The following is a 13982-nucleotide window of genomic DNA, read 5'->3' as shown; positions in this document are numbered from 1 at the left end:
TTCGCACCAGGGCCGCCCACGGTGGCGGGGGATGTCGGGTCGAGCGGCGTCGAGCCGTTCAGGCACATGGCCGCGTACTGCCCGTCAGGGGCCGGATTCCCGCGCCGCGGGTGTGAGATGGGCGGACTCGATCTGATCGAGGTGTCGGGTGCTGTTGTGCTTGACGAGCTGCCAGCGTGCCGCCCCGAACTCCGGCGCGCGGTGTGACCACCAGGTGATCGAGCAGTGCGCCACGGCGAAACCGACCCCTGGGCGCGACGGCAGCCGCAGGAACCGTGTGTGGGCGGCCTCGACGGTCTCGGCGTGCGCGACGACGAGCACCCGCTGCTCCGGATGTCGTTCGATGATCTCTCCCAGAGCTGCCATCGCCCTGGCGAGGTACTGGTTCCAGCTTTCCGCGCCCTCGGCGAACGGCCGGTCCGGCTCGTCGCCGGGGCTGGCACCGAACGCGGCCCAGATCTCCGTCCAAGGCCGGCCGTCCGCGACGCCGTGCTGCGGCCCCTCCAGTGCCGGCTCGACGGTGACCGGCACGCCGAGCCCGCCGGTGGCGAGTTCCGCGGTCTCCCGGGCACGGCGCCTCGACGAGACGTAGACGGCGTCGAAAGACTGGTCGTCGTGCATTCGGCGAAGCCGTCTGCCGAGCTGCCGCGCCTGGTCACGGCCGCGTTCCGTCAGTCCGGTGCAGCCGATCTCGCCGCCCGCGACACGTCTGAGATTGCAGTGCGCCTCGCCATGCCGCGCGAACAACAGATCCGTTCCCACCGCCGCGATACCCCCGTCCCGGAATACGCCCGTCGCTGAGGGTGTCCTCGCCGCTCAGTTGACGGATCTGGGCGGGGAGCCTGGCGCCCAGGGATCGGGCGTGTACGCGGCGCCGGTGTCGCGTCGCCACTGCATCCATCGCTGGAGTTTGGTCAGGGGCGTGAATCCGCTCGCGGCGTAGTGGGCGTGCGCGTCTTCCGTCACCAACGTGAACTGCGAGATGCCGCGCAGCAGTCGATGCTGGAGCAGCCCGCACACCAGCCAGCGCCCAACACCTTTGCCACGATGGTCCGCATCGACGTAGACGTCGTCGATGAATCCGACGGCCACCCGGTCGGTCACGCACCGGGCGACTCCCCGCTGTCGACCAGCCGGATCGTAGACGCCCACGGTGAGGGAATGGTCAAGCGAGGTGTTCACAGCCTCCTGGCTCCGGCCACGCGACCAGGCGGCCTCCAGCGACAACCACCTCCACACCTGGTGGCGGTCCAGGAGTTCGGGACGGTCCGACAGCCTCCACCCCTCGGCCTGTAACGGCTGCCAGGGCGGGTTCGCCGGCTCGTCCAGAGAAGTGATCACGTCTTTCATTGTGCCGCCGGTCTCCCACCGAAGATCGCCGCGATGCCCCCGTCCCGGAACGTGCCTGTAGGTGAGGATGTCACTCGCCGCGGTGAGATGCGCGCCGATTGCCGGAAGGCACATCCGGAAGGCACATCCGGAAGACACGCCCGGAAGACGGATCGAGGCGAAAGGCGCACACAGTTTCCACCAGTGGGTGGTGCGCCGGGACTTGCACGCACCACCCACCCCGGTCGGGTCGTTAGGCGATGAGGTTCACGTTGAGAACCTGGCCGACCACCGGGTGACGTAGGAGGAAGCTGGTCGGGCGATACGTCCGCTGGCCCGCGACGTCGCATCTCACCTGGACGGTCGCGGTGCTGGGGACGGAAGGATTGGCGAAGATGACTGAGAAGCGCCCGCCCACGCCCACCGAGGCGCCGTGCGACTCCCCGCCGCCGCTGATCAGCAGCGACTCAGCCGAGCCGATCCTGCATTGGACGGTTCCGGCGACCGGCAGCGGGCCCGTCATGGCGGCGCTGGCCGGCACCGCGGCCATCGGAATCACGGCCAGCGGAGCTCCGATTCCGGCGATCAGGGCGAAGGTTTTGATCCTCGAAATTCCTCGCAAGACACACCTCCGGCGCCCGTCAACGTGCTGGGCGCGGATGGTGTACCCGCGATGACTCTGCGTCAATCGCCGGCCGCTGTGGCCTCGGTTCCTTCAACGCAGGGTCGAGGTGATCCACGACTCGCAGGTGTCGGCGCTCTGGTGGTTGGTGTCCCATTTGCAGCCTCGCCACAGGAAGGAAAGGATCTCCGGCTGGGCGCCGGCAATGGAACCCGACCACTCGACCGGGTCGCAGTCCCCGGAAAGATATTTGCTGCCCTCGCGCGCGATTCCCTGCTGCCGGCTGGTCGTCCGCGCCGAATGCGAGATAGACGACGCCCATGCCGCCTGAGCCGAGCCGCCCGTCCAGCCGGTACCCGCCCACGCTCCTGGGGTCGGCCTCTGTCAGCGGTGCCAGCACACCTCGCCCCCCGTCGTCCTGTCCGGAACGCCCAGCGCAAAGAGCTCATCGCTGGCCGCGGCCGAGCCGATCACCGTCACCCTGCTGGCGCGTACGAGCGGCGTCAACGTGACTTGTCGGCGTTCGGGCGAGGTTTCGAGGTTGGTGGCGGTTCACGCGGGACCGTGGTGGTGGGGGGACGTCCGCGAGGCTGGTGGCGGGGCTGAGGCCCCAGGCCAGGGCGGGAGCTGCGTCTGTCGGCGGAAGCGGCTGCTTACCGCCCGCCAGGCCCGCGATCCGCGACCCTACCCGCCTACCCTGGGAACACGGCGCCGAACTCGTCGGCCTGCCGGGTAGCCATCCGCACCGAAGCGAGGAGACCGTGCCAGCTGGCGACGGAGGTTTCGTCGTTCGCGACACCCGCATCGCGTACGAGAACCCGTGGATGCGGGTCCGGGAGGATGTCCTCGTTCGGGCGGACGGCAGCCCCGGCCTTTTCGGTGTGGTCGAGAAGCCGGACTTCGCCCTGATCATCCCCGTCGACACCAATGGCGTGTGGCTGGTAGAGCAGTTTCGCCACCCGGTCGACGGCCGCTACTGGGAGTTCCCGCAGGGGTCCTGGGAGGACCAGCCGGAAGTCGGGCCCGCGGAACTGGCCGAGGCCGAACTACGGGAGGAGACCGGGCTCCGGGCCGGCCGGCTCGACCATCTGGGTCAGATCTTCACCGCCTACGGCTACGCCGACCAGGCGTGTCAGGTCTGGCTGGCGACCGAGCTCTCTCTCGGCCGGCGCGAGCTCTCCGTGGAGGAGCAGGATCTCGTGACACGTCGCTTCAACCACCGTGAGTGGGGCGACATGCTCTCCGGAGGAGTCATCAAGGACGCCTCGTCCCTGGCGGCCTGGGCGTTGCTGTGCGCGAGCCCGCTGCGGGAGCGGGCATTCGGACGAGCGGTCAGGTTTCCAGGGTCGTGAAGCGGACGGGTTCGCGCAGGACGGTTGTGGCGGCGGGGAGGTCGGCGAGGCGGGATTTCAGGTCCGCGGTCGCGGCCTTCCACCTGGCCGGGGTCAGGTCGCCGCGCAGGCGCAGGTAGAGGTCGGTCGGGGCCTGGAGGGGGTCGGCGGGCTCGACGAAGCAGCGGCGGCGTTTCCAGTCGATGTGGGTGACGGTGAACTCGGGTGCCGCGGTGAAGACCGCCGTCAGCTCGGAGAAGTGCCGGTGGCCGAGCCGGCGTCGCGGGCCGCCGCCTGCCAGTCACTGATCATCGGGTGGGGCGAGAGTCAGCCCCGGCCGGCGCGCGGCACCACCAGGACGCTGCGGGCGGCCAGCGCCCGGTGGTAGAGATGCCGGCCGTGCGCGTAGGCGACCGTCTCGGCCAGCTCGCGGATCATGGCCAGCCGGGTGCCGGCGCCGAGGCGGTCGCCGTACTGGTCGAGGTACATCTCGTCCGGGCGGTGCCGGAAGATCAGCGCCGGGCCGGCTTCGTGGTTCTCCGGCCCGTCGACCTGAACGATTCCCGGGTGGTTGATCCCGTGCAGGACCAGGAACTCGCGGCGGGCGACCGCTTCCCGGCTCGCTCGCTCGGCCTCGCCGGCGGCCCGCTCGACGAGGTAGATCCGCACCCGCCGCCGCTCGGAAGCGACCTGGGCGTGGGCGGCGTGGTGGTCCTGCCAGGTCGGGCCGGAGTCGAATGCGGGGAACTCCAGCTGCCAGGAGCCCACCTGCTGATGACGCCGGCTGCGGTCGATCCCGACCGCCGACAGGAGCTTGGCCAGTTCCTTGGACAGCCCGGGGGTGATCCGCTGCCGCTCGTCGCGCAGCGTCGCGTCCAACAGGAAGACGGCCGGTTGAATGAACGGGATCTTCGTTCTGCTCGAGCCACCGGTGTTCTGGAGGCGGGACCGTAGTTCCTTGGACTTCTGGTTCGCCAGGTACAGCGGATTGTCGAAGATCCGGGTGGACCCGGAGGCGCGGTGCTGGGTCCAGGTCGAGCCGGTGGCGGTCAGCCGTCCGACCAGGCTCTTGATCTCGATGAGGTAGACGCCGCCGCGGGCGACGACCAGCAGGTCGACCTCGCGGATGTGACCGGTGGCCGTGGTGAAGGTGAAGTTCGACCAGACGCGGTACGGCTCGGCATCTGGCAGCAGCAGCCGGAGGTGCTCCAGCGCCTCCCGCTCATGTGGGAACTGCGACGGCGTGACCGTCACCCACCGGCACTGCTCCTCGCGCACGCCGCCGCCCCCGCCGTGTCCGCGGCCCCGCCCCCGACCGTCGAGCCCTCTAGGTCACCAATCGCGACAATAACCCTTCTCTCAGTAAAAAAACAGCGAAATCTGAAGATTTTTTCTACGCTCCGTATCCGGCTTGCTGTGCGGAGTGGTGGACTTGGAGTAGCTGTGACTCTTCCTGCCGCGGCGGCTACTCCTGCGGCCATGCTCTGACGCCATGGCCGTGCGGGGGCGTGTGGTGCGGGCGCGAGCCGCCTCCGGACCTGTGGCAACGGAGTCTGTCGACCACGTTGTCGGAGGGGGGCGTCATCATCGTGTACGGAAGAGGATCGACGCGCGTCCCATGGCTCGGGTAGAGGGAGAAGCCAGTGGTGGATGACGAGCTCTACCGGCGGTGGCAGGTCGCCCGGCTGACCGAGCCGCTACACCGGCTGGAGATCCGTTCGGCCACCAAGGCCGACTTCAACCACGTTCGCTACGACCTCGTCCAGCTCGCGCTGCGCGCCATCGACTACGTGGTGGCACACCAGGCCAGCATGGAGGGCACCGTCACCCCCGACGAGCTGGTCGCCCACCTGGCCGGGCTGGCCCGCCGGCTCTCCCCGGACGACCCGGACCGGCCCTGGACCCAGGTGGCGAAGCTGACGCTGGCGAACCTGCTCAACGACGGTCGTCCGCTGCGGGCCCGGTGGGGCGAACTGGCAGACTCCGACGACGAGCGCTCCGGTACCCGCACCTACAGCTTCCGGTTGTTACGCCTCCTCGACGCCGGTGACTCACCGCAACTGTCCGCCACCGACGAGGCGGTGATGCTCTACCTGCAGGCACTCGACGTCGACCTGGCGGACCGGGAGGCGGCGGCGAAGCTGATCCTGCGCCGGCAGATGGAGGCGGGCGAGTTCGAGCGGGCGCGGCGCTCCGCGGTCGACGCGCGGCGTACCGCCGAAGGGCTGGCCGCCTCGCTGCGTGACCGGCTTGACGAGACCCGGCGTGACCTGCGTGGCGTCGACTGGAACGGGGACGTCCCGGCGCAGCTCAGAGGGGCCCACCAGCACGTCACCGAGCAGCTCGGCCTCGACCGGCACATCCTCGACCTCGCCGAGCGCGGGATTGAGCGCGGCAGCGGCACCGAGCGCGACGCGTGCCGCGCCGTCCTCGCGGAGGTGCGGCGCAGCCAGGAGGTCCACACCCGGCTCGAGCGGCTCATCGTCGGTGCGATCCCCGTCTACCTGGCGGCGCAGGAGGCGCAGCGTTTCGCGTCGGCAACGTCCAGCCTGGCTGTCGACCTGGGCGAAGACGTGCTCATGCCTTATCTGGCGGCGGACGAGGAGCGGGCGAGTACCGCCGCGACGGATTTCGTGGGGCGGCTCTGCGCGCGCTGCCCGCCTGTGTGGACCCTCGACACACTGGCCGCGGTGCTGCTGCGCCCACCGGCGATCTACGAGCAGTCGAAGCCCGCCTGGGACGATCCGGGTGATCTCGACGAGCCGGAGGAGCGGGGTCTGCCGGCGGATGTCGAGGCGGCGGCGAGCGCGGTGTTCCGCGAGTGCCGCACCGCACCGCACCGACTGTCCGAGCTCGCCGCGCTCGGTGCCCACCACGCGGAGGACGTGGCGGACGTCTGCCTGCTCGACGACGTTATCCACCTCGCGGCGGCGGGCCGGTTCGTCGCCGGTGGGGGCTTCGGCGAGGACGACCCCGGCTCGGCGTCGACCGGGCTGGCCGCCGCGCTGGAAGGGCTGGCCGCGGAGGCCGACCGCACCCCGCTCGTCGGCGGCCGATGGCGCGGTGACGATCTGCTGGTGGGGCGGGCCTCCGGCCTGGCCGTACGGGAGGCCGAGGGGACAGCGGGCGGCGCGGTCGTGGCGTCGGGGGAGAGGTTGCCATGAAGGCTGACGACGCCTACCAGGCAGGTCGCCTGCTCGCGCTCGCGCTCGACCACACCGCACGGCCGGGGAGCAAACATCCGGACTACGAACGGCTGCTGACCCGCTGGCGTACCGATGCCCCGTTCCACGAGGTGGTGCGGACCTTCGCCGAGGGCCTCGGTGTGGAGATCCTCGGTGCCACCCCGCAGGGCCTCACGGTGTCAGGAGGGCTGGACGGTCCGTTCGCCGTTCGGGCCGATGACCTCCCGTCGGTCCGCGCCGCGTCCCGGTCGACCGACCGGCTGCTCGCCGGGCTGGTCCTGCTCGCCACCGCCGCGTACGCCTACCCGACGGGCAGCGACCTCGTCGAGGCGTCCACGCCAGCGGTGCGACCACGGGAGCTGATGGCGTTCATCACCCGTGCGGCCGAGCGGGTGAAGAACCTGACCAGCGAGGACGACCTCGATCGCGGCGCGGCGCTCGCGGCCAGGGCATGGCTGGAGCTGCCACCAGTGCTGCCCGGGGAACGCGGTCGGCTGAAGCGGGAGTGCCAGCTGTGGCATACCCGTACCTATCTCGGCTGGCTGGCCGAGCAGGGGCGGGCACGGCCGATCGCCGCCATCGCCGGGGACGGCGAATCCGCCTACCAGCTCACCGACCGGTTCCGGCTCGGCGTCTCCGACGTCGTCGACCACATCGCCTTCACGGTCCTCGCCGAGGCCCGGGTCGCCGAGCGCGAGGGCACCTCGCCGCCCGATCTCGACGGTCTGGCCGCGGATCCTGGAGGGGCGTGATGTACAAGCTTCGCCGTCTGCACCTGGACACCGTCGGCGTGCGTGAGAACCGGTTCGCCGCGCTGACCCTGGACACCGTCGACGTGGATGGGAACCCGGCCGACACCCTCATCTGGATGCGCAACGGCTCCGGCAAGACGACGATCATGTCGCTGCTGGCGGCGCACATCCTTCCCGCCCGCCGCGACTTCCTCGCGGCGCGCAAGAAGCGCCGCCGTGACGACGTCACGAGAACGCTCGAGGACCTCGTGCTCACCGACGACACCTCCCACGTCGTCGCCGAATGGGAGGCACCGGACGGAGCCCTGCTGCTGACCGGAGCGGTGTGGGAGTGGCCGAACAGGCGGCGGCCGGTTGACCACAACGGCGCGGGTGCGCAGAAGCTCAGGAAGCTGTTCTGGACGATGCGCCCGGACCCGGCGGTCGAGGGCACGATGTTCGAGGATCTGCCGCTGACGCACCGCACCCGGGGCGAGGTGGATCTCGCCGGCTTCCATGCGTGGATCAAGAGCCGGGCGGTGGCGGGAGCGGACGCCGCGGCCGTGGACCAGATCGACCCGTGGCACCGCCTGCTGGACGACCGTGGCTTCGACGCAGGTCTGTACCGGTACTTCGTCACGATCAACGCGACCGAGGGCGGGATCGACGCTCTCTTCGCGAACATCCGCAGCGAGAACGACTTTGCCCGCTACCTGCTCGGCTTCGTCGCCGACGCGGGGCGGGCCGCGAGCGTCCGCGACCTGCTCCGTCAGGTGGCGACCGAGCTCGCGCTGCGCCCCAGGTACCGGACGGAGCAGGAGTTCTGCGTCGACGCGCAGCCCCGGCTCGCCACGTTGGCCACCGCGCACGAGGACGTGGGGGGCGCCTCCCGGGAGCGCGCCGAGACGGCCCGCGCGGCGGCGGCCTTCCGGCTCGGCCTCCTCGACGCGGCGCACACGGCGGAGGCGGGTGCCGAGCAGGCGGCGCAGGAGCGCCGCGACGTCGATGAGCAGCGGCTGGAGACGCAACGCCAGGCTGACGGTGCCCGCCGCCGTCGTGACGAGCTGATGCGCCTGGCCGCCGGGTACTGGTTCGCCGACGCCACGATCGAGGAGGAGGCCGCGCGCGAGGCGCTCGCCGCGGCGCGGACCACCGAGCGGGCCTGGGAGGCCGTGCTTGCCCTGCAGGCCGTCAACCGCGCGAGGATCGATGTCGACGCCCACCGCCGGGCGATCGACGCGGCGCGGACACAGGCCGCCCCGCTGCTCGTCCAGGCGGACCGGGCCGACGCGGACCTCGCCGCCGCGCTCGACGCGGAGCTGCGAGCCGTCGCCGTGGAGATCGAACATCTCAGCCGCCGGATCGACGAGACCGGGACTCGTGCCGAGGCGGCAGAGGACCGGCGGGATCAGGCGGCCGACGAGATGGGCGGGCTGACCGCGGAAGCTGATCAGCTCGCCCAGCGCGCCGACGAGCTGGAGCGGAAGAGAACGCGGGCCGTCGGCGCGGGTCTGCTCGTCGACGGAGTCCCGGTGGAGACGGCCGTCGCCGAGGCGGAGACCGTCCTGGAGTCGCTGCGCGCCGACCTAGACGCCTGTGTCGTGGAGCTGGACGGGGCGGACAGGGCGGTGCGCGGCACCGCCACCGCCTACGACGAGGCCCGCGGGCGACACCGGGACGCACAGCACGCGGCGGACACGGCGGCGACGACTCTGCATGGGCTCGAGGAGCGGGCCGCCCAGCTGAACAGGTCCGATGCCGCGGCCCGGCTGGCGCAGACCTCCGACCTCGATCTGCTCGCCGACGCGGGGCGCGTCCTCGCGCTGGGCGAGGAGGCGATCGCGACCTCGCAGACGAGGCTGCTGGAACGCGGAGTCGACGCGAGCAGCCTGCGGCTCGCTGTGGCCGGCCTGGAGGAGACCTCCCTGCTGCCGCCTCGCCCCGCGCTCCGGCAGGTGCTCGAGGTGCTGGACGATGCCGGGATCCCCGCCGTTCCCGGTTGGGTCTACCTGGCGGAGCACCTGCCGCTGACCGCGGCGGCGGCGCTCGTCCAGGAACGGCCGGAGATCTGTGACGGCGCCGTCGTCTACGGTGACCTCGCGGCCGCCGTCCAACTCGCCGCCGAGCTCGTTCTCGACGACCCGGTCGTCCTCGCGCCGGTGACGGTCTTCGGTGAGACGCCCGTCGTTCGCGACGGCCTGGTCGTGGTCGGGCCGGTCGCCGCCCGCTACGACCACGCGGCCGGGGCCGTCGAGCTCGAGGCTCGTCGTGGCAGGCTGAGTGAGCATGACCAGGAGAGCGGTCGGCTGCGTACCGACCTGGACGAGCTCTCCCGCCTCACCGCGGATCTGCGCACGCTCGCGGCCGACGTCGCGACGCGCGGCGGTGCCGCGGTGGTGCGGGAGCGGGCAAGCCACACCACCGCGGTCCTCGAACAGGCCGAAGACGCGCAGACGGCGGCGGCCGACGCCCACCGCGAGGCGCAGGTGGTCCAGCGCGAGCTCGCCGCGAGGTGCGAGGAGCTGCGTGGCGCGGTCACCGGAGCACAGGGGCGACTGGACCGGCTCAACGACCTCGCCGAGGACCTGGCGGCTCTCCCGCCTGTGCGGGCACGGCTGGAGGAGATCCCCGCCCTGCGCGCGAAGGCGGTTGCCGCGCGGGAGCGGGCCCACAACGAGGCCCGCGCGGCCCGCCGGGAGCAGCTTGACCTGAGCGACACCCGGGCCCGTCTCAGCACCAGGAGCGGCGATCTCACCCTCGAGAGGGGATCGCTCACCGTGCACGGAGAGCACCGGGGCGAAGTGCCAGAAGGCGGCCTGGACGGGGCGCGCCGAGCCCGGGAGCAGGCACACCGGCTGGCCCGGGAGGCGTTCGACGAACCCGAGCTGGTCCGCCGGCTCGACGACCTGGTCGACATCGCCGCCCAGGCAGGTGGGGCGTGGGGCGAGTATGCCGTGGAGGTACAGGAACGGGCCCGGGAACTGGCCGGGGCGCCTGGCGCCGCCGACCCGGCCCTACGGTCCCGCTACCGAGACGAAGCCGCCCAGGCCGCGGACCAGGCAGCCACCCGTCATGCCCTGGCCAAAGCCGACCTCGACGACGCCGGCCATGCCGTGCGGGAGCGCCGGCCGGTGGACCGGCCGCGGCATGCCGAGCTCCCGCACGAACCGGTGAACCGCGCCGACGCGGAGGCCGCCGCGGCGGAGGAGGACCGCGCCGCGGCCAGGATCCAGGATGATCTCCGTCGGGTGGAGCAGCGGCTGGAAGCCCTGGAGAAACACCATGACGCGTTGGCGTCACGGGCTGTGCAACTGCGGCTGCGCGCCGACCGGTTCGACCAGTGGGCCGACGTCGCCGTCACCGCGACCGCGGTGTCCACCGATCCGGCCGCGCTGGACGAGTCCACCACACGGATCCTCGACTGGGCTCGGCGTGCGGTGGCCCGCCACACCGAAGCCGTCGACGCACGAGGCCGCGCGTTCGAGGCCCTGCGCCGCTGGGCCGCGGACGAACGGTTCGCGCTGACCACCGGCGACACCGAAGCCACCCGGCGGCTCCGGAAGATGTTCCTCGACCAGCCCGTGGAAGGAGTCGCTGGCCGGGCCGGTGCGCTGAGCGCCGAACTCGACCAGCGCCGGGCCCGTATCGACCAGCACCTCGAGCATCTCGACCAGTCGCAGGAGAACATCGTCACCCGGCTTGTCGATCTCGTCGACGCGGCGCTGGCGGACCTCGCCCGGTTCACCCGGCTGTCCCGGCTGCCCGAGAACATCGGTCCCTGGGGTGGTCACGAGTTCGTACAGGTCCGACCACGCGGGGAACGGCCGAGCCAGGAGCAGGCGCGGGTCCGGGTCTCCGACCTCGTCGACCAGCTGGTGGCGCCCGGTGCGTCCCTCGACATGGAACCGGTGGACCTGGTGTGGCGGGCGACCGAGGCGGCCGTCGGCGGCTCGGGGTTCCGGGCCCGCATCCTCAAGCCCGACCCGGCGCAGCCGACGCAGAAGGTCGACGTGACCGAGATGAACAAGTGGTCCGGCGGCGAGAACCTGACCGCCTGCCTGGTGCTGTTCTGCGTCATGGTGAAACTGCGGGCGGAGAACCGAGGCGGCCGGGTCGAGGGCGGTGTCGCCGGCGGTCTCGTCCCGCTGGACAACCCGCTCGGCAAGGCGAACTACGTGCCGTTCCTCCAGCTGCAGCGCACGGTCGCGGCTGCGTCCGGGGTGCAGCTGCTGTTCTTCACCGGGATTGGCGATCTCCCGGCCATTCGCGCCTTCGACGCCGTCCTCGCCTGCTCCAAGCGTCGGTCGCGAACCGGCCCGGGAACGTACGTGACCCTGGACGAAGCCGACCGCCCATCTCGAAGCGAGGAGATTGACGGCATCCGCCTGGTACGGCAGCGGACGACGAGCGAACCCTCGCCGTGAGCGGATCGGGCCTGAGCTCGCTGGCCGCCGCGATGGAGTCTGCCGTCCAGGATGCTCCGGGCGTGCGTGTTCAGACAGATGTGCTGATCAGGGCGGCCACTGCCATCGATCATTCCGGGCCGGGCAGCCCGGACTGGCGCGCCCGGGTCGCCGGGGCGATCGAGGAGCTCGTAGCCGCCGGGCTCGTCGAATGCCCGAGGACGAAGGCTGGGTGGGACCGTCGTACCCTTCCCGAGCTTCCGCACTGGGTGCGGCGCAGCGCGCCGCCGGTGGCAGCGCCCCGGATGACGGCGAAACCGTGGCACCATCTCCTGCACTGGGTGCCCACCGTCGACTCCGAACGGCGCCTCAGCAGCGCCGAACGCGGCCTTCTCGACGCCGTGAACCGCTGGCTTCCCGCAGCAGACCAGGTCCCGGTCGTGCCGATGCGGGAACGCTCATGGGGACTCCTCGGCGACGACAAAGCGCTGGAGAAGCTGCGTTCCGGCCGGTTGTTCGTCCCGGGACGTCTCACCCTCGAGCTTCTGCGTTGTCGTTCGACCTGGCCGCCGGTGCAGCAGCGGGTGCTCGGTGCCGGAACCTGGCTGATAGTGGAGAACTGGTCGACCTTCGAATCGCTGTGCACGGCGGCCGAGGCCGATGGATTCGACGGGCGGATCATCTTCGGCTCCGGCAATCAGGTGGGCACACGCCTCGCCGCGCTCGCTGACAAGGGAGACACCCCGGCCTCGCCGGTCCTGTACTTCGGTGACATCGATGTGGGGGGTATCCGTGCCGCCCGGTTGGCCGTGACAACCGCACAGGGGGCGGGCTGGCCGGCGATCCGGCCGTGCCGGCCGCTGTACGAGCTCGCCCTCGCCTCCCCGCACCGGCTGAGGGTGCAACCCGCGTCGGCCGACACGGTCAGTTGGACGACGGCCTGGATCGCCGGCGAGCTGGGACAGCAGGTCGCTATGTGCCTCACGCGCGGCGAAGCGGTGCGACAGGAGGCGGTCGGCCTGGAGATTCTCGGACCAGCTCCGTTCGCCGCGCTCGTCGCGGACGTCTGAGTGGACGTCTGAGTGGACGTCTGAGTGGACGTCGTTCGTGGTACGCCAGCTACGCGGCCAGGACGTACGCCCGTTCGGCGGCGCCGGCGCGGCCGATGTCCGGAGTCGCGTTCGGCGGTCCGTCCTGTGCTACCGACCCGAGCGACGTGCCCGCTTCTCCTCGAGGCGGGTCATCAGGCGTGTCATGGCGACCGCGGCCTCCTCGTGCGCCGTGTCGTAGCCCGTCGACTTGTCCGCCACCACCGCGAACGCGAGGCCCTGGATCGTGGCGGCGACGAGCGCGGGTGGGTACTCGTCCGCGTCGAGGCCGTACTCGTCGAGAATCGTGGCCAGTTTCTCGATCTGCATCCGCCTGAGCTCGCGGGCCACCTTGCCGACTTCCGCCCGCAGTGCCGGACGGTGGTTCGCCGCCGCCACGAACTCCACGATCAGGGCTGTTCCGCGTGGATCCGAGACGAGCTCCCACCAGGCGCGCAACGGCTCCGCGGATGCCAGCGCCACGGCCATCTGCTCCACCGTGCGCTGCGCGCGCCGCCGCAGGACCGCCACGAACAGGTCGTCGATCGTCGGGAAGTAGTAGTGCACGAGAGGGGCGTTGATGGCGACGCGGGCGGCCACGCTCCGGGAGCTGACTGCCGCGTAGCCCTCCCGGAGAATGATCTCCTCGGTCGCGTCGAGAAGACGAGTGGCCTTCTCGACGGTCGCCGCTCGGCGCCTACGGGGCGCGGTCAATCGCCTTCCTCCAGAGTGCGGAGTCCCAGCCTCGGATGGCAGCCGGCCTTCCATCTTCGCGGATGATTCCGACCGGATCGAGCCCGCGGCTCCGGACGCGCCTGATCGCCAGTGCCGCTGGCCACCTTTCCCGACATCATCGTGGCTTCCCCCGTAGCGTCACCATGGCCCCCTCGGTACAGGGGGCGATCAGATTCGCGACGAAGGGCATGTGACGATGGCGGACGTATCGGTGCGGTTGCAGGCGGACGCCGGCACCGAGATCGTTCTGAATCTGTCTGTCCTTCAGGCGATCCGGCTGGTCGAGGCCATCGCGAGCGGGGCGGCGAACGTGATGCCCGAGCCCGGACGGGCACAGGCCGACTCGCCTTGGCTGGTGCCGCACACCGGCCCGCAGACGTCAGCCGCGATGCCGCTCCGGCCGGGCCGGTGAGGCGGTAAGTCCTGCGATGGTCAGCGAGGGCCGTCCGTCGGCGGCGCGAACAGGCGTAGCAGGCGTGCTTGTTCCGGCTCGACCGTCAGCAGCTCGCTGTTCGCCCGTGGGAAGATCTCGGCTGCCTCCCAGTGCGCGGCGCGCAC

The 13982-nt window shown here is 71.3% G+C and carries 13 protein-coding genes and 1 pseudogene; 7 read left to right on the top strand and 7 right to left on the bottom strand.

Annotation, left to right across the window (positions count from 1 at the left end; all coding sequences use genetic code 11):
• Positions 1-84 precede the first annotated feature (84 nt).
• The gene (locus FRANEAN1_RS23425) at positions 85-690 is read right to left on the bottom strand and encodes a histidine phosphatase family protein (protein ID WP_347177251.1); all 606 of its coding nucleotides are present in this window, start codon (positions 688-690) and stop codon (positions 85-87) included.
• On the opposite strand from FRANEAN1_RS23425, the gene FRANEAN1_RS43985 reads away from it, so the two are divergent.
• A complete protein-coding gene (locus FRANEAN1_RS43985; protein WP_347177296.1) occupies positions 616-801 on the top strand; it encodes a hypothetical protein in 186 nt (61 codons plus the stop codon). The two genes, FRANEAN1_RS23425 and FRANEAN1_RS43985, sit on opposite strands and share 75 nt — an antisense overlap.
• 15 nt (positions 802-816) lie before the next feature.
• Here the strand turns inward: FRANEAN1_RS43985 and FRANEAN1_RS23420 are convergent, their stop codons facing one another.
• Together FRANEAN1_RS23420 and FRANEAN1_RS23415 are read right to left on the bottom strand one after the other, a co-directional pair.
• On the bottom strand, positions 817-1341 hold the full coding sequence (locus tag FRANEAN1_RS23420) for a GNAT family N-acetyltransferase (protein ID WP_347176725.1): 525 nt from the start codon (positions 1339-1341) through the stop codon (positions 817-819).
• 241 nt (positions 1342-1582) lie between these two features.
• On the bottom strand, positions 1583-1951 hold the full coding sequence (locus FRANEAN1_RS23415) for a hypothetical protein (protein WP_020462286.1): 369 nt from the start codon (positions 1949-1951) through the stop codon (positions 1583-1585).
• 761 nt (positions 1952-2712) lie between these two features.
• On the opposite strand from FRANEAN1_RS23415, the gene FRANEAN1_RS23405 reads away from it, so the two are divergent.
• Complete coding sequence (locus FRANEAN1_RS23405; protein ID WP_020462285.1) at positions 2713-3303, top strand: NUDIX hydrolase; 591 nt, start codon at positions 2713-2715, stop codon at positions 3301-3303.
• Here the strand turns inward: FRANEAN1_RS23405 and FRANEAN1_RS43980 are convergent.
• Positions 3284-3562, bottom strand: a pseudogene (locus FRANEAN1_RS43980) (hypothetical protein); the annotation flags it as partial. The gene FRANEAN1_RS23405 and the pseudogene FRANEAN1_RS43980 sit on opposite strands and share 20 nt — an antisense overlap.
• 47 nt (positions 3563-3609) lie before the next feature.
• Positions 3610-4536, bottom strand: a complete 927-nt coding sequence (locus FRANEAN1_RS23400; protein WP_347176724.1) for an NERD domain-containing protein — start codon at positions 4534-4536, stop codon at positions 3610-3612.
• A gap of 389 nt (positions 4537-4925) precedes the next feature.
• Between FRANEAN1_RS23400 and FRANEAN1_RS23395 the strand changes: the two genes are divergently transcribed.
• From FRANEAN1_RS23395 to FRANEAN1_RS23380, 4 genes are read left to right on the top strand one after another with little or no spacing between them, the layout of a single operon-like run.
• Complete coding sequence (locus tag FRANEAN1_RS23395; protein ID WP_020462283.1) at positions 4926-6446, top strand: hypothetical protein; 1521 nt, start codon at positions 4926-4928, stop codon at positions 6444-6446.
• A complete protein-coding gene (locus FRANEAN1_RS37385) occupies positions 6443-7219 on the top strand; it encodes a hypothetical protein (RefSeq protein WP_020462282.1) in 777 nt (258 codons plus the stop codon). Before FRANEAN1_RS23395 ends, FRANEAN1_RS37385 begins: the two co-directional genes overlap by 4 nt.
• Positions 7219-11622: a hypothetical protein gene (locus FRANEAN1_RS23385; protein WP_020462281.1), complete on the top strand. Its 4404-nt coding sequence runs from the start codon at positions 7219-7221 to the stop codon at positions 11620-11622. Before FRANEAN1_RS37385 ends, FRANEAN1_RS23385 begins: the two co-directional genes overlap by 1 nt.
• A complete protein-coding gene (locus tag FRANEAN1_RS23380) occupies positions 11619-12671 on the top strand; it encodes a hypothetical protein (protein WP_041254663.1) in 1053 nt (350 codons plus the stop codon). Before FRANEAN1_RS23385 ends, FRANEAN1_RS23380 begins: the two co-directional genes overlap by 4 nt.
• A gap of 129 nt (positions 12672-12800) precedes the next feature.
• Here FRANEAN1_RS23380 and FRANEAN1_RS23375 read toward each other — a convergent pair whose 3' ends face one another.
• Positions 12801-13403: a TetR family transcriptional regulator gene (locus tag FRANEAN1_RS23375; protein ID WP_020462279.1), complete on the bottom strand. Its 603-nt coding sequence runs from the start codon at positions 13401-13403 to the stop codon at positions 12801-12803.
• A 217-nt stretch (positions 13404-13620) separates the two neighbouring features.
• Here FRANEAN1_RS23375 and FRANEAN1_RS23370 point away from each other — a divergent pair, with 217 nt between their 5' ends.
• A complete protein-coding gene (locus tag FRANEAN1_RS23370) occupies positions 13621-13836 on the top strand; it encodes a hypothetical protein (RefSeq protein ID WP_020462278.1) in 216 nt (71 codons plus the stop codon).
• A 20-nt stretch (positions 13837-13856) separates the two neighbouring features.
• Here FRANEAN1_RS23370 and FRANEAN1_RS43975 read toward each other — a convergent pair whose 3' ends face one another.
• Entirely contained in the window at positions 13857-13982 is a 126-nt protein-coding gene (locus tag FRANEAN1_RS43975; RefSeq protein ID WP_255565777.1) for a hypothetical protein, read from the bottom strand.

The sequence above is a fragment of the Parafrankia sp. EAN1pec genome (assembly GCF_000018005.1).
Classification (GTDB): Bacteria; Actinomycetota; Actinomycetes; order Frankiales; family Frankiaceae; genus Parafrankia; species Parafrankia soli.
Note: the sequence above shows the minus strand (reverse complement) of the source record. Positions and strands in the feature narration are given on the sequence as shown.

What these genes read in the sequence shown, in the direction of transcription:
- FRANEAN1_RS37385 (WP_020462282.1), top strand. Translation starts at nt 6,443, where the DNA reads ATGAAGGCTGACGACGCCTACCAGGCAGGTCGCCTGCTCGCGCTCGCG.
- FRANEAN1_RS23385 (WP_020462281.1), top strand. Translation starts at nt 7,219, where the DNA reads ATGTACAAGCTTCGCCGTCTGCACCTGGACACCGTCGGCGTGCGTGAG.
- FRANEAN1_RS23370 (WP_020462278.1), top strand. Translation starts at nt 13,621, where the DNA reads ATGGCGGACGTATCGGTGCGGTTGCAGGCGGACGCCGGCACCGAGATC.